The 20324-nt window shown below is 29.1% G+C and carries 30 protein-coding genes; 4 read left to right on the top strand and 26 right to left on the bottom strand.

Annotated elements, in window-relative coordinates; genetic code table 11:
• Positions 1 to 2 precede the first annotated feature (2 nt).
• The 26 genes from ACZJV1_RS01645 to ACZJV1_RS01520 form a co-directional block, all read right to left on the bottom strand.
• Complete coding sequence (locus ACZJV1_RS01645) at positions 3 to 371, bottom strand: hypothetical protein (RefSeq protein ID WP_463651200.1); 369 nt, start codon at positions 369 to 371, stop codon at positions 3 to 5.
• On the bottom strand, positions 361 to 807 hold the full coding sequence (locus ACZJV1_RS01640) for a hypothetical protein (RefSeq protein WP_463651199.1): 447 nt from the start codon (positions 805 to 807) through the stop codon (positions 361 to 363). The genes ACZJV1_RS01645 and ACZJV1_RS01640 overlap by 11 nt, the downstream gene beginning before the upstream one ends.
• Positions 794 to 1108: a phage head closure protein gene (locus ACZJV1_RS01635; RefSeq protein WP_463651198.1), complete on the bottom strand. Its 315-nt coding sequence runs from the start codon at positions 1106 to 1108 to the stop codon at positions 794 to 796. Before ACZJV1_RS01635 ends, ACZJV1_RS01640 begins: the two co-directional genes overlap by 14 nt.
• A gap of 4 nt (positions 1109 to 1112) precedes the next feature.
• Complete coding sequence (locus ACZJV1_RS01630) at positions 1113 to 1379, bottom strand: hypothetical protein (RefSeq protein ID WP_463651197.1); 267 nt, start codon at positions 1377 to 1379, stop codon at positions 1113 to 1115.
• Between the two features lie 9 nt (positions 1380 to 1388).
• Positions 1389 to 2654, bottom strand: coding sequence for a phage major capsid protein (locus ACZJV1_RS01625; protein WP_463651196.1), 1266 nt, complete (start codon positions 2652 to 2654; stop codon positions 1389 to 1391).
• 22 nt (positions 2655 to 2676) lie between these two features.
• Complete coding sequence (locus tag ACZJV1_RS01620) at positions 2677 to 3264, bottom strand: HK97 family phage prohead protease (RefSeq protein ID WP_463651195.1); 588 nt, start codon at positions 3262 to 3264, stop codon at positions 2677 to 2679.
• Positions 3257 to 4453 (bottom strand): phage portal protein, encoded by a 1197-nt coding sequence (locus tag ACZJV1_RS01615; RefSeq protein WP_463651194.1) that lies wholly within the window; start codon positions 4451 to 4453, stop codon positions 3257 to 3259. Before ACZJV1_RS01615 ends, ACZJV1_RS01620 begins: the two co-directional genes overlap by 8 nt.
• A 56-nt stretch (positions 4454 to 4509) precedes the next feature.
• Positions 4510 to 6234, bottom strand: coding sequence for a terminase large subunit (locus ACZJV1_RS01610; RefSeq protein ID WP_463651193.1), 1725 nt, complete (start codon positions 6232 to 6234; stop codon positions 4510 to 4512).
• Complete coding sequence (locus ACZJV1_RS01605) at positions 6227 to 6541, bottom strand: zinc-binding protein (RefSeq protein ID WP_463651192.1); 315 nt, start codon at positions 6539 to 6541, stop codon at positions 6227 to 6229. Before ACZJV1_RS01605 ends, ACZJV1_RS01610 begins: the two co-directional genes overlap by 8 nt.
• A gap of 130 nt (positions 6542 to 6671) precedes the next feature.
• Positions 6672 to 7379: an HNH endonuclease signature motif containing protein gene (locus ACZJV1_RS01600; RefSeq protein WP_463651191.1), complete on the bottom strand. Its 708-nt coding sequence runs from the start codon at positions 7377 to 7379 to the stop codon at positions 6672 to 6674.
• Positions 7379 to 7855, bottom strand: coding sequence for a Xaa-His dipeptidase (locus tag ACZJV1_RS01595; protein WP_463651190.1), 477 nt, complete (start codon positions 7853 to 7855; stop codon positions 7379 to 7381). The genes ACZJV1_RS01600 and ACZJV1_RS01595 overlap by 1 nt, the downstream gene beginning before the upstream one ends.
• Before the next feature lie 272 nt (positions 7856 to 8127).
• On the bottom strand, positions 8128 to 8772 hold the full coding sequence (locus ACZJV1_RS01590; RefSeq protein ID WP_463651189.1) for a tyrosine-type recombinase/integrase: 645 nt from the start codon (positions 8770 to 8772) through the stop codon (positions 8128 to 8130).
• Positions 8769 to 8933, bottom strand: coding sequence for a hypothetical protein (locus ACZJV1_RS01585; RefSeq protein ID WP_463651188.1), 165 nt, complete (start codon positions 8931 to 8933; stop codon positions 8769 to 8771). Before ACZJV1_RS01585 ends, ACZJV1_RS01590 begins: the two co-directional genes overlap by 4 nt.
• A gap of 291 nt (positions 8934 to 9224) precedes the next feature.
• Positions 9225 to 9905 carry an Abi-alpha family protein gene (locus ACZJV1_RS01580; protein ID WP_463651187.1) on the bottom strand — a complete coding sequence of 227 codons (681 nt, stop codon included), beginning with the start codon at positions 9903 to 9905 and terminating at the stop codon, positions 9225 to 9227.
• 194 nt (positions 9906 to 10099) lie between these two features.
• Positions 10100 to 10492 carry an ArpU family phage packaging/lysis transcriptional regulator gene (locus ACZJV1_RS01575; protein ID WP_463651186.1) on the bottom strand — a complete coding sequence of 131 codons (393 nt, stop codon included), beginning with the start codon at positions 10490 to 10492 and terminating at the stop codon, positions 10100 to 10102.
• A 191-nt stretch (positions 10493 to 10683) separates the two neighbouring features.
• Positions 10684 to 11124, bottom strand: coding sequence for a hypothetical protein (locus tag ACZJV1_RS01570; protein ID WP_463651185.1), 441 nt, complete (start codon positions 11122 to 11124; stop codon positions 10684 to 10686).
• Between the two features lie 155 nt (positions 11125 to 11279).
• Positions 11280 to 11687 (bottom strand): single-stranded DNA-binding protein, encoded by a 408-nt coding sequence (locus ACZJV1_RS01565; protein ID WP_463652135.1) that lies wholly within the window; start codon positions 11685 to 11687, stop codon positions 11280 to 11282.
• A gap of 3 nt (positions 11688 to 11690) precedes the next feature.
• On the bottom strand, positions 11691 to 11885 hold the full coding sequence (locus tag ACZJV1_RS01560; protein ID WP_463651184.1) for a hypothetical protein: 195 nt from the start codon (positions 11883 to 11885) through the stop codon (positions 11691 to 11693).
• Between the two features lie 90 nt (positions 11886 to 11975).
• Positions 11976 to 12176, bottom strand: coding sequence for a hypothetical protein (locus tag ACZJV1_RS01555; RefSeq protein ID WP_463651183.1), 201 nt, complete (start codon positions 12174 to 12176; stop codon positions 11976 to 11978).
• A gap of 3 nt (positions 12177 to 12179) precedes the next feature.
• Positions 12180 to 13490: a replicative DNA helicase gene (gene dnaB / locus ACZJV1_RS01550; protein ID WP_463651182.1), complete on the bottom strand. Its 1311-nt coding sequence runs from the start codon at positions 13488 to 13490 to the stop codon at positions 12180 to 12182.
• Positions 13491 to 14303 carry a hypothetical protein gene (locus ACZJV1_RS01545; protein WP_463651181.1) on the bottom strand — a complete coding sequence of 271 codons (813 nt, stop codon included), beginning with the start codon at positions 14301 to 14303 and terminating at the stop codon, positions 13491 to 13493. It lies immediately after the preceding gene.
• Between the two features lie 2 nt (positions 14304 to 14305).
• Entirely contained in the window at positions 14306 to 15358 is a 1053-nt protein-coding gene (locus tag ACZJV1_RS01540) for a ParB/RepB/Spo0J family partition protein (protein WP_463651180.1), read from the bottom strand.
• Entirely contained in the window at positions 15346 to 16098 is a 753-nt protein-coding gene (locus ACZJV1_RS01535; RefSeq protein WP_463651179.1) for a ParA family protein, read from the bottom strand. The genes ACZJV1_RS01540 and ACZJV1_RS01535 overlap by 13 nt, the downstream gene beginning before the upstream one ends.
• Before the next feature lie 85 nt (positions 16099 to 16183).
• On the bottom strand, positions 16184 to 16372 hold the full coding sequence (locus ACZJV1_RS01530; protein ID WP_463651178.1) for a hypothetical protein: 189 nt from the start codon (positions 16370 to 16372) through the stop codon (positions 16184 to 16186).
• 15 nt (positions 16373 to 16387) lie between these two features.
• Complete coding sequence (locus ACZJV1_RS01525; protein WP_463651177.1) at positions 16388 to 16822, bottom strand: helix-turn-helix domain-containing protein; 435 nt, start codon at positions 16820 to 16822, stop codon at positions 16388 to 16390.
• 66 nt (positions 16823 to 16888) lie between these two features.
• A complete protein-coding gene (locus ACZJV1_RS01520; protein ID WP_463651176.1) occupies positions 16889 to 17095 on the bottom strand; it encodes a helix-turn-helix transcriptional regulator in 207 nt (68 codons plus the stop codon).
• A 158-nt stretch (positions 17096 to 17253) separates the two neighbouring features.
• On the opposite strand from ACZJV1_RS01520, the gene ACZJV1_RS01515 reads away from it, so the two are divergent.
• The 4 genes from ACZJV1_RS01515 (at position 17254) to ACZJV1_RS01500 (ending at position 20312) form a co-directional block, all read left to right on the top strand.
• Positions 17254 to 17595 (top strand): helix-turn-helix domain-containing protein, encoded by a 342-nt coding sequence (locus ACZJV1_RS01515; RefSeq protein WP_463651175.1) that lies wholly within the window; start codon positions 17254 to 17256, stop codon positions 17593 to 17595.
• Between the two features lie 94 nt (positions 17596 to 17689).
• Positions 17690 to 18592 carry a hypothetical protein gene (locus tag ACZJV1_RS01510; protein ID WP_463651174.1) on the top strand — a complete coding sequence of 301 codons (903 nt, stop codon included), beginning with the start codon at positions 17690 to 17692 and terminating at the stop codon, positions 18590 to 18592.
• A 99-nt stretch (positions 18593 to 18691) separates the two neighbouring features.
• Positions 18692 to 19189 (top strand): ImmA/IrrE family metallo-endopeptidase, encoded by a 498-nt coding sequence (locus tag ACZJV1_RS01505; RefSeq protein ID WP_463651173.1) that lies wholly within the window; start codon positions 18692 to 18694, stop codon positions 19187 to 19189.
• A gap of 100 nt (positions 19190 to 19289) precedes the next feature.
• Positions 19290 to 20312 (top strand): tyrosine-type recombinase/integrase, encoded by a 1023-nt coding sequence (locus tag ACZJV1_RS01500; protein ID WP_463651172.1) that lies wholly within the window; start codon positions 19290 to 19292, stop codon positions 20310 to 20312.
• Positions 20313 to 20324 lie beyond the last annotated feature (12 nt).

Raw genomic sequence — 20324 nt, 5'->3', positions numbered from 1 at the left:
TATTACTCCTTTCCGTAATATCTTATTTCATAACTAAAATTAATTCTTTGAAGTCTCTTATCTTCATCATCTAACCACTTTCTATCCTGGTTATCATATAAAATTATGGTATGATTTTCATTTGCTAATATAAAATCATTTAATATATCCTGTAAATTATCCGAAAGATTCTCAATTGTCACTGTGCTATCTTCAGGATCAATATTCCATACATTAATTTCTAGAATTTTTGCTCCATATATATCCTTTATTAAATAAGTTACATAAGGATATATTACTTCATCATTTGCCTTTCTATAAAAAATCCTTTCATGGACTTCTGATAATATCTTTTTTATATCTTTTCTTAATTCAATAGTTCTACTCACCATCTGCACCACCTTCGTATTCATTTTCTTCTATCATAGATAATGCAGTTGCTTCATTTTCTAAAGCACTTAAATACTTTGATTCAATCTCTACTATTTCAGGAATACTTTCGCTAACTACTTTTTGTAATAATCCATACTTTTTAGATTTACTACTACCTAGCTCCTGAAATCCTCCATAGAAAGCAAAAGGCTTTAATCCAACTTGTAAATCACATTCCTTTTTTCTAACCCAATATTGAGTATACCTACCAACCTTGCCTTTTCTTCTTTTAAATAATCCATAATATCCACTTCTAAACTTATTACAAATAAATTTACCTACATCCCTTAATGCTGCTCTGCTTAATTCTTCTATTGTATATTGCACTCTATCAACATTGCTTATATACTCAATGTTTCCTTTTTTCATTTTAACAATTGACTTAGGTACTGGCATTATTAACAACCCCAATACAAACTAATTCAACATTCCCATCTGGCCTATCAAAGGATCTAAGTAATTTATAATTTTTCTTTCCTTGTCTTATAGACTTCTCATTTTTGTATTCAAAACTTCTAATTATAAAAGTAATTTCAGGCTTTAAACCATTAGCTTGAGCTTGATAGAATTCACTTTGTTTTATTGATGAAATATGAGCTAATACTTTTCTTTCCTTTGGAATGCTTCTTGTATCCCCATTATCATCCGAAGTATAATTATTACTTTCAACTAGATAAATTGGATTAATAAACTGCATACCTTCACCCCCTACATATTTGCATTGCAAGCATATTAAAAGCTGGAGAAAGTTTAGTATCTCCAGCTTTATTATTTAACAAGTCATTTACGCCCGTAGCAATGCATGCTATAACTTCTTCACTATAATTTGTAGTATCCATATTTGCTCCACCTTTAATTAAATAGTTTTTTACAGCATTAGATTTAATAGAAATATTCCTTGTCACATCTTCGTCATCTGTTGTTATTCCTAAGTAATCTTTAACACTTTCTACAAGCTTATTATCCATTTAAATCACCTATACTGTTGTCTTTTTCTTTAAATATATTAATCCTTTTGCTCCAACAAGTGTTGAATCAACTTCACCAATAGCCATTTGACCGTCAGCTATCATTAAAGCTTTGTGGATCCATTTATTCTTATCTTCATTAAAGTATTTCTTGTAATACATTGCTAGGTTAGAATTTAAAATATAGTCTTCTAAATTTACTAAAGCTCCAAAAATATCTCCTGCTGCAGCATTGTCAAAGCCAGGGAATTTATCAGTAGTTAAAACTTCTCTACCATTAAGTATTTTTTGACCCTTTTCATTTATTTTCCCAAGTCCTATTTTTTGACCATTTGTATCAGTCATTCCATTTAGATACATTTCCCAAGTTTGTTTATTCATTAAGTATATTTCAGTATCTTCATAAGCTTCTGGAATAGCTGCTTCAGCTCTTGCCCACCCTTTAACTGTTCCAATTTCTTTATCTGTAAATTCAATTACTTGATCTTCTGGTAATGAATATTTAGTTAATCCTTTTGGTTGACCTGAACCAGTACCACTAATTACTGCAGTTTCAATAGCTTTTATCATAGCCTTTTTAAGTTGCTTAACTACAGTTGCTTCAAATACGCCTAGAGTTACTGTTGCTGTTAATAACCCTATAGCAACCTTTGCTTCTAAAACATGATAGCTGAATTTTATATTTGCTTTCATTGCTGCTTTTTGCTCATCTGATACTGCTTCTTCTGATGCTAACCATGTAGCAGTTGGATTAATATCTGATATTGGAATTTGAACTCCTCCTTGGAATGTAGTTTGAGTAATTCTATTAATTATTTTACCTTCAACAGTTAAATCTTCTATTACTTTATTCATAATAGTTGTTGGAATCACTGCTCCTACATCGCCTACTACTGTTAAAGCATCTGCTCTTTCTTCAACATTTCTATATTGTTCAGGAATAGGAGTCCCACTAACAACATAATTTCTAAAAGCTTGTCTATACTCCATTGTTCCAAATATGTCTTCTTCTGAATTTCTTCTTTCAGGATTTTGCGAACCATTTCTATAAGTTACTATAGGATTAAATCCACCTTGTGGATTATTACCACCTGCACTTCTTTTAGATGCCTCTTCCTCTGCAACCTTTACTTCTAAGTCCTTTATTTCTATATCTAATTTTCTTAACTCTACTTCTAGAGTATCTAATTCATCATTTGTATTAGCTGACCTAATACTTTTAGATAGCTCCTCTCTTTTTTCTCTAGCCTTTTGTAATTGTTCTAAATAATTCATTCCTTCTACCTCACTTTTTAATTTATTTAAATAAAATTTCTAACTTTCTTTTACGTAAGTCAAAGCCATCCAGCTGCTTTAAATTATTCTCCAATAATTCAAAGCTCCTTGCATAAACAGAAGTTGTATCATAAAACGGAGTATCCACCACGCTGACATCATAAAGCTTATTAATGTTTATCACTTCTCTAACAGTTTCATTTGCACCATAGCTCCAGTTATCACCTCTATCTGATACAGTAAAAGCAAAAGACATCTTATCAATCAATCCTTCTTGAATTGATTTATAGATGTCTCTGTTGCTTTGAGTATCAATTAACTCTGCTACTATCTTTAAGCCTTTTTCATCTTTTATAAGCTGTAAACTATTATTCCTAGTTCTAGCCATAATACACCAGGTATCATTATGATTATATCTAAGTGGCACATCCTTCATATCAGTATAATCTAATGCACCTTTTTTAATAATTTCAGTGAACTTTCTACTGCCATATTCATGAGTAGCTGGTTGATCATATGTTATTGCATAACCTTCAACAATCATCTTTCCTTCTTCATTATCAACAGTTCTCATTTCTACTAGTCTTTGCTCATTTTTGAACTTACTCAACTTCTTCACCCTTTCTTGGATTAGTCTTTGATAACTGATAAGTATCAGCAATATCTCTATTTATATAGTTAAGAGATTTATTTCTAGTATTTCCACCTTCAAATGGAGGATAACCAAATATCGCAAGTATTTCATTGTCTGTAAGAGTTCCTACTCTACTTAGTATATCAACTGCAGCTATTTTATTTTTAGTATTCATATACATAAGTCCCTGGTTATAAAATATAATTTCATTGCCCACATCTAATTCTCTTTGAGTAAATAGCTTAAAGAAAGCTCTACCTAAGCTTATTATCATAGCTTCTAACTTTTGTTCATAGAAAGCTTGATATTCCTCTTCTGTAAAATCACCATTAAATATTTTTAATGATACTCCGTAATTAGCGAGTATTCTTTTTACTATAAATTCTATAGTATCTTTATCTATTACTTTAGGATCTATTGTTATTGGAGTAAAATCACTTTTTAAGTCTATAGGCAAGATTCCGTTTTTCATATCCATCATCTTAACCTCAAACTTTTCTCTTTCTTTTTTCTGCTCATCATCATCAAGAAGAGTATTTATTTTTAATACTCCTTTAATAGTAAGACCAGCCTTAACTCCTTTATCTATTCCCTGAATTACTACATCATCAGTTTGTAATAGCTTAAGTAAAGCCTTATTGTTTACTTCACCGTTAGCGTCTCCCCCAACAAAGTCATTTGCTGTATAGTCTTTTCTCCAATGGATTATATCCGAGTATGGAAATGTATGTGGCTCACCATCTGCAAAATAAAATCTAATAAATAGAGTTCCTTTTTCATCTTCTAAATACTCTACTAACCTTGGATTCAATGGATAAAGTCCAGTATATTCTCTTTTATAATTACCATCATTTAAAGGTATTGTTCTATAAGTAGGATAGATATAAGCATTCTTGTTTATTTCCCTTAAGTAAGTTATCTTTTCTAAGAAATCACTTGTTGTCATCAATGGATTAGGACCGAATTTCAGAAGCCTTCCTATATCGCTATTAACAACTGTTTGTAACCCAGTAGCACTGTCAGTTCTAATATGTTTAGGATTTAATTTACTCATTTCAGTACAGATACGACCAATTGCTATTTGAACTAAATCACTCGAATATATATCTTCTCCAAAGCTTGAAAAAACAGGTGAATACCCATTCATCATTTTTGCATAAGTCATAGCTGCCTTTTTCTCTTCTCTATTTTTCTTAAAGTTACTAAAGATACCTATTTAAATCACCTCCTACTTACAATATCCATGTATTCTTTCCTATATCTATCTAAAGTTTCATAACATATTAGCATGGTAACTGCTCCATCTATCTTCTTGGTTACATCTCCTTGAACTTTTATTGGCATTCTTTTAGTTCCTGCTGAATTCCACTTTGCAGTAACATTCTCTAAGCAATACTTATCTATTGGATTTTGATTATAATTAACTAGATTTTGTTTCAAATCCATTTCTAAACTATTCATAGCATTAGATAAGTCAAATCCTTGACCTATTTTCTCTAAATCAAATCCATAATCTTTCATTTCATTAACAAAAGCTTTTGCTTGCCATTTATCATATCCACTATATAAGCATCTAATTTTATATTTCTTATATAACATAACAAACCAAGCAACTACATCTGATTGATTTACCTCATTATCTTCACAAATATATAAATAATCTTCTTTTGCCCACTTTTTGAATTTTGCTCTATCCTCGTCACTTGCTTCTTCAAACTTAGAGTATGGAATAAAATACTTACTTATAAAATACTTTATCCTTGTCTTTGGATTGTAAATAAGAGCTCTAGCACAAGTTAAATCTCCTGTTTCAGATAAATCAACTCCACCTATTGATATAGATCCTCTTAATTCTTCAATATCAAAAGTTAAATCATTTTCTATATCCTTACTTGATAACCAAGCTTGAGCATTATTTTGTTTAACATTAAAATCTTTTGCTAATACAAAGGCTTTTTTACTCGTACTTGTCCTAGACTCTTCTATCATTCTTCTTAAGAAAGACCATTTTTTAATTTTTCCTATACCTGGATTAGATTTATACCAAGACTCTTCATTCTGCCATATTTCTTGCTCATTATCTTGGGTATATATCCATATTAGCCATCTTTCATTTTGCATTTCTCCCTTAAGAACTTTTCTGGCATCTCTAAGTCTTTCATCTAAGTATCCATCATTAGTAAAACCTTCCGTAGTAAGTTCAAAATACAATGGCTCATCTTGAGTTGATAGAGCTTGTCTTATCGGCATTACTGTGCTATCGTCTTCCATTTCAAAAACTTCATCTACTGCACCAATACCAATATTTCTTCCTTCTTTAGCTCCTGTCTTAGCACTAAGTTTTTTAATATTCCCTTTATTTTGCTTACTAAACTTACCTTTCTTTTTCCTTTGCTTAGGATTACCAAAGAAAATCCCTTTAAGATTCTTTCTAGTTACTTTTTCAAGAGTTTTACTTTCTTCCCTCATAGCATTTATTGCCTGAAACATTAAATCTGCTTGAGTATCATCATTAGATGCACATAATATCTTAAGTCCAATTGGTCCACAAAACCATTCGCTTAAGCAAATAGCACTTATAAGTGGAGTCTTGCCATTTTTTCTTCCAACTAAAAAAAGTATATCCTGATATTTACGGACATACCTTCCTAATTCTTCATCAAAAATCTTTATAGCAAATATGGCTTCAACAAAAGCTTTTTGAAATAGTTCTAATAAGAATGGTTTACCTGCATAAGGAGCTTCAAAGTGTTTACACTCACTTTCTATAAACCTTATTCTTTTTTCAGATTCTTCTAAATCAATTTTTATTTTATTTACATTTTGATAAATAGGATCTCTAATTTCTCGAATTAATTTTTCTAGTTGAAGCATTAGCTCATTACCGACTATAATTTCTCCTGATTTTATAGCATTATAGTATTGAATTATATAACTATTATTCATATCCACTTAGATCATCGTCTTCATCATCAATATTCTTACCAAGTAGATTAGATAACTTAGAAATATAGTTTAAGTAATTAGCTCTTGCCTTAACTATTAATTTAGAGACAGGCAATTCTTTTTGTAATGCTGAATTTTGAGGATGAACTTTAATTAATCCACTTGATTTTACTATTTCATGGAGATCGTTCAGTTCAACTCTAAGTCTAGCACATTCCCAAAGAACTCCATCTATCAAATTGAGCTGATGCTCATCTACTCCATCAAATAAAGATTTAATTCTCTCGTATTCTTTCTGAACATCCATAAACCTCACCAACTTTCTAATTTTCTTTCAAAATTTTTCAGAAAAAAGTCAAAAATTTAATTTGCACTCTAATTGTGTATCACCTCCAACGGTCCTAGGGAAGTGATAATAAAAATTATATGGGGGGATATTATTCTACAAAGTTATCAAACCATTTGTTAATATAATCTTTCCATTCTTCTTTATGTTCTTGTCTATAATCATTACAAGTATCTAGCCTGTTAATACATTCTTCTTTAGTTGCATTAATCAATAGTAACTGTGCTCCTAGTTCATTAGCTAGCCTTTCCCTTTCAACTTTATTAGCATAACCACCTATGATCCAAGCGGTTCTAAAACCACCATATCTAGTTCTAATATTATCTATGATATGATTCCTAATGGAGAATACATTATACTTAAGATTATCAGGCTTATCATATTTATCAAGGAATGATACTGCTTCATATAACTTATCCATATCAACTACTATATCTCCTGATTCCATATGTTCAATAACATAACTAGACTTACCACTCATTGGTGGACCATAAACAATATAGACAGCTTTCTCCCTTCTCTTATGACCGCCACCACAAAATCTTTTATGATGTTTGTTATGGCAATTATGACACCACACTTCTACATTATCAGGATTAAGACTAATATTAACATCTGTATAATTATCTTCAGTAAGCTCTTCTAAATGGTGTACTTGAATATGCTTTGATACTACTATCTTCTTTCCACAATTCTGACATATTACAGCTCCATTCTTTCTTCTACTTAATATTATTTGCTGCCTAAATATCCTCCAAGGCTCTGAGTTATAGAACTTCTTTAATACTCCTGTACTCATTACCATTCACCCTGCTCTGCTTGTTTTTTCTTAATCTTAGTAAGCTCCTTATCATTAGCAACCTTATGAGGATCATCTTTCCAAATAGCTTTCTTTTTATTATTCAACCAATACTTCTGTGCTACAATATCAGGACCCTTATATTTCTTTACTTTAGATATCTTAACATCTTCCTTAACTAGCACAACTCCATTTTCACCTTCAACTTCTTCTTTAACTTTTGTAACTACATCCTCATAATAATGATATCCAGTACAACATTTAAATAGGGCTTCTTCTACTTCTTGATTCTTCTCATCAGTTATTTCTTCTATGACCTGCTTTATCTTTTTATTTTGGACCTTTTTACGTTTCCAAGTGGTACTTCCAATACCCAACTTTTCAACTATTTCTTTATCAGTACAATTGTCCTTAAGCATAGATATAATCAAAGGTAGCTGACTTTCCAATTCCTCATCTAAAGACTTTCTTCCCATAATATCACCTCGTTTTTTTGGTCTTTTTATTTTTTCATAGACTTTTATTTTAAAAGAGCTTTAAATAGGTAATAATCGAGAACTACTAATAATCCTATCTAAGCCATTGATATTTCAAGGCTTAAAGGTAATTTATTAATTTAATCTAAATAGGTAATAACAGTATAGATTACCCATTCCATTTTTAGTACACATATATTAGTAAAGATTTTTTATTTTCTCTTTTAATTGACCTAGTGTACTTTTTAGCCTATTTATACTTTTTAAAAAAATTAAAGCCTATCATCAGCTATTGATGCAGCTCCTTCTTTAACTTCATCATTTAAGCCTAGATAAACCTTCGTTGTTTCTATACTCTTATGTCCTAATGCAATTCTTACATACTCTAAGTTCCTAGTTGATTCCCATAATCTAGATGCATAAGTCTTTCTTAGGCTATGTCCACTAATATTTTTTAGCTTGAGTTCCTTGCCCACTTCTGAAAGTAAATTGCTATATGACTTTGGAGATATATGATTACCTTTCTTGTTACTTTCAAATGCATATGAGCTTTTAGGCTTTCCCTTACAATAATCTTTTAATAACTTTCTAAGATTAGACTTTATAGGTGCTTCTCTTTTTTTAGGCGGTTTTCTATTTGAATTAGGATTATCCTTTATATACTTTTGCCATGCTTTATATTGCTTTTGTTCTTGAATAGAAAATTTATCCTCAGATAAAGCTTCTAATATTTCTCCAATAGTTAACCCACATATATCACCTAATCTATAACCAGTCCCAACTCCTACATAAAAAATCATTAAGTTCCTATTAGCATATTTCCCGCTTTTTTCTTCTAGTCTATATTTAAATTGTTCATATCTTCTTTCAGGAATAGGATTAGCAGGAACTTTTTCACCTCGAATTATTTCATTCATTGCCTCACCTGCTTAATTGCACCTCCTGAACTTCGCTTATAAGAACTATGACTCATAAGCTCCTTTAAATCTTTTTCAGTAAGCTTTTCTTCTTTTCTCATCGAATGTAATTTACTATATTCTGTAGGTTGCTTTTCTTTGATACTATCCTCTATTCTCATATTCTCACCCCTTTTAAATAAAATAGAAGGACTTATTACTGTCTCACGACATGTGTCTATTTTTTTGCATAATAAAAGGACTAATAATATTTCTATTACTAGCCCTTAAATGGCAAACGCACAAGATATTAACTTATGCTTTAATAATTTATTTTTATACACTTTTCTCACTATACCATAATCTTAGCAATTAGTTTTTCACCTGTCTATAATATTTTCCTTGTATTTTCCCGATTTTTTCACTTTTTTCTTTATTATTTCAATTCATAAGATAAAGAGTATATATTTATATTATTTTTTTAGAGTGAATGATTCTACTAAATATCTACCTAGTACAGTTGGCATTGCAATGTCAAAAATATCTCCACCTCCAATATTCTTTTGTGGATATATACATCCTAAACGAGATAAGTTAGCAAGTGCAAATATTATATTTTCATCTTTAATTTTATACTTATCTCTATTTTTTGTATATTCATCATGTATGTAAGGAGTTACCTTTTCAGGTAAATCTATTGTAAGAACTCCTCTAGGTTCACTCTCCTTAAACGGATAAGAATAAATAACTAATAAAATTTTTGCTTCTAACGGACTTAATTTCTCTAGAATATCTATATATGTTCTGCATATTTTTACATCACTATCTTTATTACTAAAGTTTACAAGCAATTTTGCCCATAAATCTTGTAGATAGTCATTATCCTCTAAAGTAGCTGCTTGAAATAATGGAATTGCAAATTTTAATGGTATTGGTTTTATTGAATTTTCCGAACCCATTTCCTTCATAAACTCTTCTGATTTTTTCATTAGACGCACTTGTCTTTCCCATCTAATATATTTTAATTTGTCTTGAACAATTCCCATTCCTTCTTCTAAAGATCCAGATATAAATTTAGATATAAATCCTCCAAAATTATTAGCTGTATCTAAAGCTTTGCTTGTTGCTTTAGCAACTTCCTCAATATCACTCATAAAAAATACCTCCGTCAAATATTTACCCATTCTAATTTATCATTAATTATACTACATATTTCCATTATTATCTATATTCTCACACTGATATTAATTATCTCCTTAATATCATTTTATTTGTTTTAAATAAGTCATTATCTTGCTTCTTGCAACAAATTAAATTATATAATAAAAAAGACTGCTTTTCAGCAGTCTTAACAAAATCCAAAAGCCATCATAAATTTATATAATGCTATTTTCTTTAATTCATAATATCTATTTTTACTTATTTTTAACTCAACCATAACCTCGCTAGGATTTGTTATATTACCCTCAAAATAATATGTTCTAATTATTGTTTGTGACTTATCATCCAGCTTATCAAATACACTATCTATAACATTAACTAGAGTTCTTTTATACTCATCGTCAATTGCTTTCATCGCAGTAGGATCTGATGGTGAGCAACTCTTTTCAAAAACCTTATCCCACCTTGTTGCTTCTCCTAGACCAGGAGTTTCTAAACTTATTACATAATAACTATACTTTTCTAAGTTGTCCTCAACGTGTTTTTTAAGCTTTCTATAGCAATCTTCATTTATTAACATAATCTACTCTCACTCTCTTTTAGTTTTTAGTTATTAAGGTGTTCGTGATGAACACCTTAATAATTATTATCTTTACTCTCTCATTAACTTTGCATTTATTTTGAATTGCTAATTAAAAAATACCGCATATTCTTTTTGAATAATACGGCATTTCCAATAATTTTATATTCTTAATATTTTAATGTAGTAAATTAATTGGTTAATAAATTATAAACTTTATTTATAGAATCTTTATCCTCAAAATTATCTGATATTTTAAACATTAATTCTGAACCATTTTCTCTTTCAAATACTTCTTTAAATTTTTCTTTATCATTAAGCATTACTTTTTTTATTTCAATAAACAATCCCGGCAAACTAGATGCCCATTCATCAGATGGAATTCCATTCTCGTCACTTAACACCATATATGACTCTTGAGCTGCTACTATACTTGCATATTGTTCAGCATAAACTGTTTCCTTTTCTACATTTCCTCCATAACTAGCAAACCTTTGTATATTACTTCTCACCACATTGGCTAATCCTTTCTTATAATTATTTATCTTATTTTGTTGATAGCAATTATAACCTAATGAAAGTATAAGAAGCCCGATTATTAAACTAAAGATAAATTTTGATTTGTTTTTCAATTTATCCCCTCCAATTTAAATTATTAAAAATTATTATCTATACATTAGTTTATATCTTAACCTACTTACATTTTAAAATAATTATAACATATTTTGTAAATACCGTATTATTCAATTCTCAAAGAACATTTTTGTTACTTGCAATTATTCAATATCTAAAAAGGCATATCCCCATCATCCACCGGTGTCATATCTTCATCAAAATTATTATCTTTATGTAATGAATTGTTTTGATTATTATTACCTTGTCCATTACCTATAAACTCAAATGAATCTACTAATATATCTGTTGTGTATCTCTTAGTTCCATCCTTAGCATCATAGCTACCAGTTTGTATTCTTCCCACTATTGCTACTGGTCTCCCCTTTGTGAGATACTGTGCTATTGTTTCTCCTGTCTTTCCAAACGCTATGCAATTAGGAAAATCTGCTTGTTGTTCTTTACCTTCTACTTTTTTTCTATTTATAGCTAAAGTAAATCTTGTTACAGCTATTCCACTTCCTGCTGCAAAATTTAAATCTGGATCTTTGGTTAATCTACCAATAAGTATTACTTTATTGATAAGTCATTCCCCCTCATTCACTAACTTTATTTGATTTATTTTTAGCCATTCATGGTAACATCTTCGTCCATGTTTAATTACTCTAACTCTTGCTATTTTCCCATTTGGACTTATTGAAGTTATTATTCCAATTAAAGGCTCATTATCTATTTTAAATTTAACTTTATCTTCTATTTTGTAACCGCACTTCTCAGGCATTCTATCACCTCATCTTTATTGCTAGGTAGTTCAATTTCATTAATTGCTTCTTCAACTGAATAACCTAAGAAATATAAATGTATTACTGCATCAATATAATCCGTTAGGATAGACTTTTTTAATTTCTTCTTCGTCCCCTACCTCCTTTAATGCCTTAGTTAATAAAATTCCATACTGACTATAATTAAAGTCTTTAGGCTTGTAGTTTGTTGCCATCTGCATTGATTGAGTATGATCTATTAATTCTCTGCTCTTTCTAAAAAATTCAATGGTTTCTTTACTTAAACTCATTACCTACCTCCAAGATAATTCTAATGGTGCAAATCTTTGATACTGTCCTACCCATCCAAGTTTTATAGTCTTGACTTCTCCATTTCTATTTTTACCGACAATTACTTCTGCAATATTTTTATCCTCAGTTTCCTTGTTGTAATATTCATCCCTATATAAAAACATAATTACATCTGCATCTTGCTCTATTGATCCTGATTCCCTTAGATCAGATAACATTGGTCTGTGATCTGCTCTTTGCTCAGGAGCACGTGATAGTTGTGATAAAGCTATTATTGTTATTTCTAAGCTCTTAGCAAGTTTCTTTAATTCTCTTGAAATCTTTGCTATTTCTTGCTCTCTTGAGTAACTTTTTTCAGCTACTTCTATAAGTTGAAGATAATCAATAATTACTATATCAAGTCCATTTTTTCTCTTTAAAGTTCTACATTTAGCTTTTATATCTGCTAAAGAAGTTGATTCATCATCAATGAAAATATTTCTATTTGCTAACTCATTACTTGCTGGTGCTATTTTCCCAAACTCTGCATCATTTAACTTTCCAGTTTTAATATTCTGTAATTGCACTAATGCCATAGATGAAAGTAACCTTTGAGTTAGTTGTGCTTTAGGCATTTCTAATGAAAATATAGCTACATTAGATTCTTTTGCTGAATATTGCCCTATGTTTAATGCAAAAGCTGTTTTACCCATAGATGGTCTAGCAGCTACTACTACAAAATCACCTTTTACTAGTCCTGATAAACATTCATCCAACTCTTTATATCCTGTAGTTTTACCATTTATCTTCCCACCATTTTTATAATTAATTTCTATTTGATTTAAAACATCGCTTACTACATCTGAAATTCTAACGACTTCTCCATCGCTACTTTTGATTACTGCTTGATATATAGCATTTTCAGCTGAATTAACTATCTCATCAACCTCATTATCTTCATAAGCTTTTGTAACTAGCTCTCTTCCTGCTTTAATCAGTTTTCTTCTATCTGATTTATCCCTTACTATTTCTGCGTAACTTGTTACATTATTGCTATATATTGCATCTGTACTTAACTCAGTAATGTAGGATATCCCCCCACATTCTTTCACTATATTTTTCTTATTAACTAAATCAAGTAATGTAATTAGATCTATCTCTATCTCTTTACTTTCAAGTTCTCTTATTGCTCTATATATTTCTTTGTGTTTATCATAGTAAAAATCTTCTGTTGATATTAATGCTTCTACCTCATAAATCTTTTCTTTATCGTTGATTACACATCCTAGCAAAGCTTTTTCAGCTTCAATATTTTGTGGTGTTGCCATATTCATTTAAAAGTCCTCCTCAAGAATTATTTTAGGTTTTTCAGAAATATTCTTTTTAGGCTTCTTATCTTCTTTAATGGCTGTTTTATCGTCATAGTTTCCCTCTAACACCTTTATATAATTACTAGGACTTATAAGCCAATCAAAGCCACAATTCTCCCATGTACCACTCCTACCTGATAGAAACGGACTATCTTCAGCCTTCTTAAAAACTATCTTAATATTTTCAAGTCCTAACTCCTTAAACATATTTTTTATTTTTTTATCCCTAGCTTTATTCCTAGCCTTAACTTTAGGTAAGGACTTACAAGTAGCATTGAATAATTCAATAATATTTTCATAAGGTGTTCGACTGTCAGATGTCTCATCTGATGGAGTATTATTATTTTTAATAGATGAATATATAATAGATGAATTATTTGGTACGGATTTATTTCCGTACCCCCTCGGATTTACTTCCGCACCCCCTACGGATTTATTTCCGATAGCTTCATTTATTAATTCATAATACTTTTCACCTATACCAAAGTAAGAATATGTGCCATTACTTTTTATAGTTTTATGTTTTAAAACTCCTATAACCACCATATTTTTCAACTTCCTATATAGGCTATCTTTCTTCTTTAACTTTATTATTGGAATTGTATTAATAACAGCTTCATATTTAATCCAGTAATAAGTCTCACCCTCAATAACTTCTGCTCTCATAGACTCAGTATCTCTAAAATCAATAAAATATCTTAATATGAGAGCATCATCATTATCTAAACCTAGTTCTATTAATTTATCTTGTTTAAAACCATGTACCGTAAATCTCATATCTATTCCTCCATATATGAAAACCATATAAAGCATTCCGGTGCTATTTCATATGCTTTCTTAGGATTTAACTTTTTATCATTTATATTAAGTTTCTTAACTTGTTTTATATCTTTAGCAATGATATTAAGCTTACTTACTTTCCCAAAGCCTGATAATGTAACTTCAAACTTTTCTCCATCAAAGATAACTTCTTTGGTAAAGAAATTTCCATCTATATATTTGCTTGAAATTATAATTTTAGGAGTCTTATGTTGCTCTAACAGATTATTTATTTCATCAACAATTTTGATATCTTTATCCACATCTTTATCAACATCTAGTTCTTTTAATAGCTCTATATCCTTCTTGCTTGTTAATGGCTGCTTAATACCTTCTACTAAAATATCAATTTCAGTATTAGAAATTTTACTATTTGTATTGCTTATTTGATTTAATATTGATTTCTGCTCGTTATCTTTTAGGCTACTTAAAGTATCTGCTTGGGTTAATGTGATAGTACCCTCGTCTAGCTTCTCTTTAAGTGGCTCTATTAAGTTCTTAGCTACTTTACTATAACGACCTACCTGAACTCCTGAAAGTCCTATATCTTTGCCTATAATATCTCTTGTCTTGCCTTTAGGAACTTCTTCTCCATTAGCTTTTTTAAGAGCATAAAGCTGTTCAAGTCTCTCTATACTTTTCATCTTTTCAGAAGGTGTCAATTCTCTTTGCTTAGCATTCGCTTGAATAAGAAGAATTTCTCCATCTGTATTATTTAATTCTTTAACCTGGCATGGAACTTTCTTATAATTTAGTGACTTTAGTGCATGGTATCTTCTTTCCCCTGAAAGGATCTCATAACTTTCATCATTAATTTTTCTAACAACTAAGTTATGCATAAGTCCACTTTCTTTTATACTGTCTGCTAGCTCTTCTATTTCTCTAATACCATAGAAATTATTACTAGAAGGTACTAGATTATCTATATCTATTAACTGTAAGTTAAAATTCTTTTCTGCATCTAATTTATTTACTCTATCTGCAATACCTTTTAATCCATTTAAATAAGCCATTCTTCTATCTCCTTTACTAAAGCCTTATAATCCTTAGTAGCATTGGCTTTCTTATTAAAATAGATTACAGGAGTTAAATTAAAGGTGCTTTTAACTACATCCACATTTTCTCTTATGCTTGTTTTAAATAACTTATCTCCAAGAGATTCTCTAAGCTCTGCTTTGATTTCCCTATTAATAGTTGTTGCTCTATCCATAGTAATAAAGACACCTAATAAATTTAAGCTTGGATTAAATTCTTCTCTTATTTCTTCTATAGATGATATAAGGTACTCAAATCCATCTAACGCAAACATATCTATCTTTACTGGAACTAAAACAGAATCCGATGCAGCAAGTGCATTGGTTGTTAATACACCTAAAGATGGTGGGCAATCTATAAGTACATAATCAAAGTCATGTTCCAGATTCTTTAAATACTTTCTAAGCCTTAATTCCCTAGATCTTTTAGTATCTGCTAATATTTCACTTTCAGATAAAATCAGTTCTATGTTCGATGGTATTAAATAAACTCCATCATACTCAGTAAAAACTATATTCACATCTTCCCCATTTAGTAATTCATAAGTTGATGTACCATTTATGTTATAACAGTTAAAATACTTTGTAGCATTTGCTTGTGGGTCCATATCTATTACAAGAACACTCTTTCCTAATCTTCCTAATTCAGCTGCTGCATTTACAGTAGATACTGTCTTAGCAACTCCACCTTTTATATTTAAAGTTGATATAATTTTCATTTTACTTATCTCCTTTTTATGTTATAATGGAGATACGGATGGCAGTCCGCATCTATTTGCTGGAACCTTAAATAAGGTTCTTTTTTTATTGCTCAATTTTATATTTCCCTACGTACTCTTCAAAAAGCTTTGGTGAAATATAATAAGTATAAATAGTGCTTATTTTAATTGCATGACCAATAGGTAATATTCCTCTTTGTAAACCTATTCTTACAAACTGTTCTGACTTACCCATTATTTTAGCTGCTTCTTTTACTGATATTGCCTTGCTCATTTCTTAAAACTCCTTTCATTTTGCGAACTTCAATGCCATAATTGCATCTGCAACATCATTAAGTTCCTTTGTTATTACTTCCCATCTATCTTTTTCAGTATCATCTATTATTCCATCACAAGTTATGTCTATCATTTCATCTCTAAGTTTTATGAAATCATTAACTTCTTTTTGTAGTCTTAGCATAGCTGATGGTAAATCTTTAATTTCAATGTTTGGTAAATAAGAGTTTCCAACTAAATCACTAGTTTTCAAATGCTGATACGCTAGATATTGAGCATCGTAAATTTCAATCATTTTTATAACTACTCTATCCGGGGGTATTCTTTTAAATCCCTCATACGCTCTTAAGCTATCAACACTTATATCCATTAGTTCTGATGCCTTTTCTTGAGTTAAACCAGTACTCTCACGAGCAATTTGGTAAATATTTCTGTATTGTTCCACCATTTTATATCCTCCTAATATGTGTAATAATTAAAATATAGTAATCAAACTTAATAATGTGATTTTAAGTCACATGTCACTTAAAAAAATATCTATTATTTTCTCATTAGATAATATTAAAATATCTTTCAGTTGTTTAATCTCATTTATTGTAAATGGGTTTATTCCATTTTCTTTTTTTGTATATGTTGTTGTATTAATTTGTAATCTTTCTGCTAGGTTCTGTTGTGTTAATCCTCTTTTTGCTCTTATAGACTTTAATTCTAAAACTTTCATTTAATCACCTCCCGTGATTTTGAATCACCTTATACTTATATAATAGTGATTTTAAATCACTTTGTCAATAAAAAAGTAACCTTTTTTATGATTTTTAATCACATTATTTGATTACAGGTCATCTTTTGGATATAATTAAATTAAAGGAGTGATTGAATTTGGCTACATTTGCTGAAAGAATGAAATATGAAAGACAAAGACTAAATCTGAATCAAGAAGAGTTAGCTTATAAAACCGGCTTAGGTAGAACATCTATATCAAAATATGAAAATGGTAAACAAATACCTGAAATGCCTACATTAGAGAAGTTATCTAGCTTTTTCAATGTTTCTATTGATTATCTCCTTGGGAAAACAGATATAAGAAATTATGAAAAGCGTGAAAAGGAGAAAACTATAGCTCTTCATAGTGACCATGAATATGATGAACTTCCAGATAAAGCTAAAGAAGAAATAAATAACTTTATTGAATATATAAAAAATAAATATAAAGATAAATAAGGTGTTCGTCACGAACACTTTTATTTTATTATCTATGTGTAACTATTTTACATAATATGATATTAATACTCTATTTCTTTAGGAGGTTTCATCAATGAATATAGATCCAGTTAAGGTTGGAAAGTCAATTTATGATATTATTCTTCAAGTCATTGATTATTTTAAAAAAGATGATGTAAGTAATTTTAAATCTTTATTTTATTGGTTACTTATTATATGTTTTATAGTAATACTAAAATTTATTTATTCCAACGGATTAAAAACATCTGAAAAGCAATATGTTTTTAATAGCAATGCATTAAGTGCTCATATAAAAGCTAGAAATGCTATATATCTGTTTAGAAATAAGAAAATAGATATATCTGCTTTGATAGAATCATTAAATTCTTTAATATCTTTTAATGATATATCTTACTTAAATTTATTAAATGAATTAAATTATTTAGATGATAAAAATTTTTATTCAACTCTCAAGAAAGTTGAGGATTTAGTTAATAATAATATTTCATTATTAAAATATGAGCAACCACATTTACTTTCAAGTAATAAGACCCTAGTCGATAAGATGCATATATTTATTAAAAATAATAATATAAAAATTTTAATAGAGTCTAGTCTTATATCATTTTTTCTGATATTTACCATTCTAGTAACATTTACATTTACTATAAATGTTGTATATCTAGAAAATAACCTTTTTAGATTTTTTAGTATTAGTATTTTGATTTTAGCTGTATTCGCATCAGTAATGTTAATGAAAAAAGTAGATTCATTATTAAAAGAAAATAAATTTAAGCATGTGGCATACATTATTATATTAACTATATCAATTTATCTCATATTCGAGAATCTTATAAAAATAGACGCTATAAATCAATCTAGAGTTATTAAATTCATACTAAGTATAACTTTATTCTCATCAATTTTAATTTTGTCATTATTCTTTGAAAAAATCATGTTAAAAATAGATAATATTAAATCAAAACATAGTAAATAAGGTGTTCATAACGAACACCTTATTTTAATTTTCTCTTGTACGAACCTACGTTCGATATTATAATAATATTAGCATAATTTTACACGAGGTGAAATATTTATGAAAAAAACTTATGATGTTTTCAATATTATTGAAAGAGAAAATATTCTTCTTGAGGAAACTAATTTAAAAAATATATTATCAAAAGGAATATACGTAAAAGTTGATGGTATTCCTCCAGTGATTGCAATAGATAAATCTTTAATGAATTATAAATCATTATATATTTCTATATTGGCTGAAGAACTTGGACATCATTTCACAACACAAGGAAATCTACTAGAAGCATCTAAAAATTACTCTGAGAAATTAATTAAGAATAAAAAAGAAAACCTTGCTAAAACTTGGGCAGCAAATTTTTTAATAAGTGACGAAGAATTTGTACAAGCATTAAATAAATGTATCTCTTCTAGGTGGGATATGTGTGAACACTTCACTGTTACTAATGAAATCTTGCAATATAAAATTCTTTCTATAATTCATGATGAAAACAAATATTTTAAGATTAAAAATGAATTTGAATTAAAAGAAGTACAATTTGAAGCTTGTAATATTTAGTTTAAGTAAATAATCAACAGTTTAAATATTAGTTATACACACTATACACATATGTATGCTTATTATATTATAAGTAATTAAAGAAATGGAGGAATATTATATGCGATTACCGAATGGATATGGAAGTGTATTTAAGCTTTCAGGAAAGAGAAGAAAGCCATTTATAGCCCGTAAAACTATTGGTTGGGATGATAATGGTAAGCAACTATTCAAACCTATTGGTTATTACGAAACTAGAAAAGAAGCCTTACAAGCATTAGCAGATTTTAATACTAATCCTTTTAATATAGAATCATCAATGATAACATTTTTTGAAGTCTTTGATAAGTGGAAGGAACAAAAATATAATGATATATCTCAATCAGCTATAAATGGCTACAATGCAGCTTTCGAAACTTCAAAGGCCTTGCATGACACAAGATTTATTGATATAAAAACAATGCATCTTCAATCTGTAATTAATAATTGTAATAAAGGATACGATACATTACGTAAAATAAAAGTCCTTTATAATCAGCTATTTAAATATGCTATGGAAAATGATATTGTTAGCAAAGATTATTCATCATACGTGGATATTGGTAAGAAGACAGAAACAACTTCAAGAAAACCTTTTACAGATAAAGAAATAGAAAGATTATTCTCTGTAGAAAATAGCATACCTTATGTTGATACAATGCTCATAATGATATATACGGGTCTAAGAATTGGTGAATTACTAATCTTAAAGTCTAGCAACATAGATTTAGAAAATAGGACTATAACAGGCGGCATAAAAACAGATGCTGGTAAAAATAGAGTTATACCAATTAATCATAAAATTATGCCTTTTATAGAAAGGAGAGTATTAGAACGTAAAGAATATTTAATAGTCAACGATCTAGGTAGAAAAATGAAATATGATAATTATTACAAAGAAAAGTTTATTCCTATAATGGAACAACTAAATATGAATCATAAGCCTCACGATTGCCGACATACTTTCGCTACTCTTATGAGTAATAGTGATGCCAATAAAACTTCTATAAAGAAAATTATAGGACATAGTAGCTATATTACAACAGAAAAGATATATACACATAAAGATATTGAAGAATTGAGAAAGGCTATTGATTTAATTTAATAATATTCAAAG

Source organism: Clostridium sp. LS3 (assembly GCF_055330225.1).
This window is presented reverse-complemented; position numbering and strand designations above follow the sequence as displayed.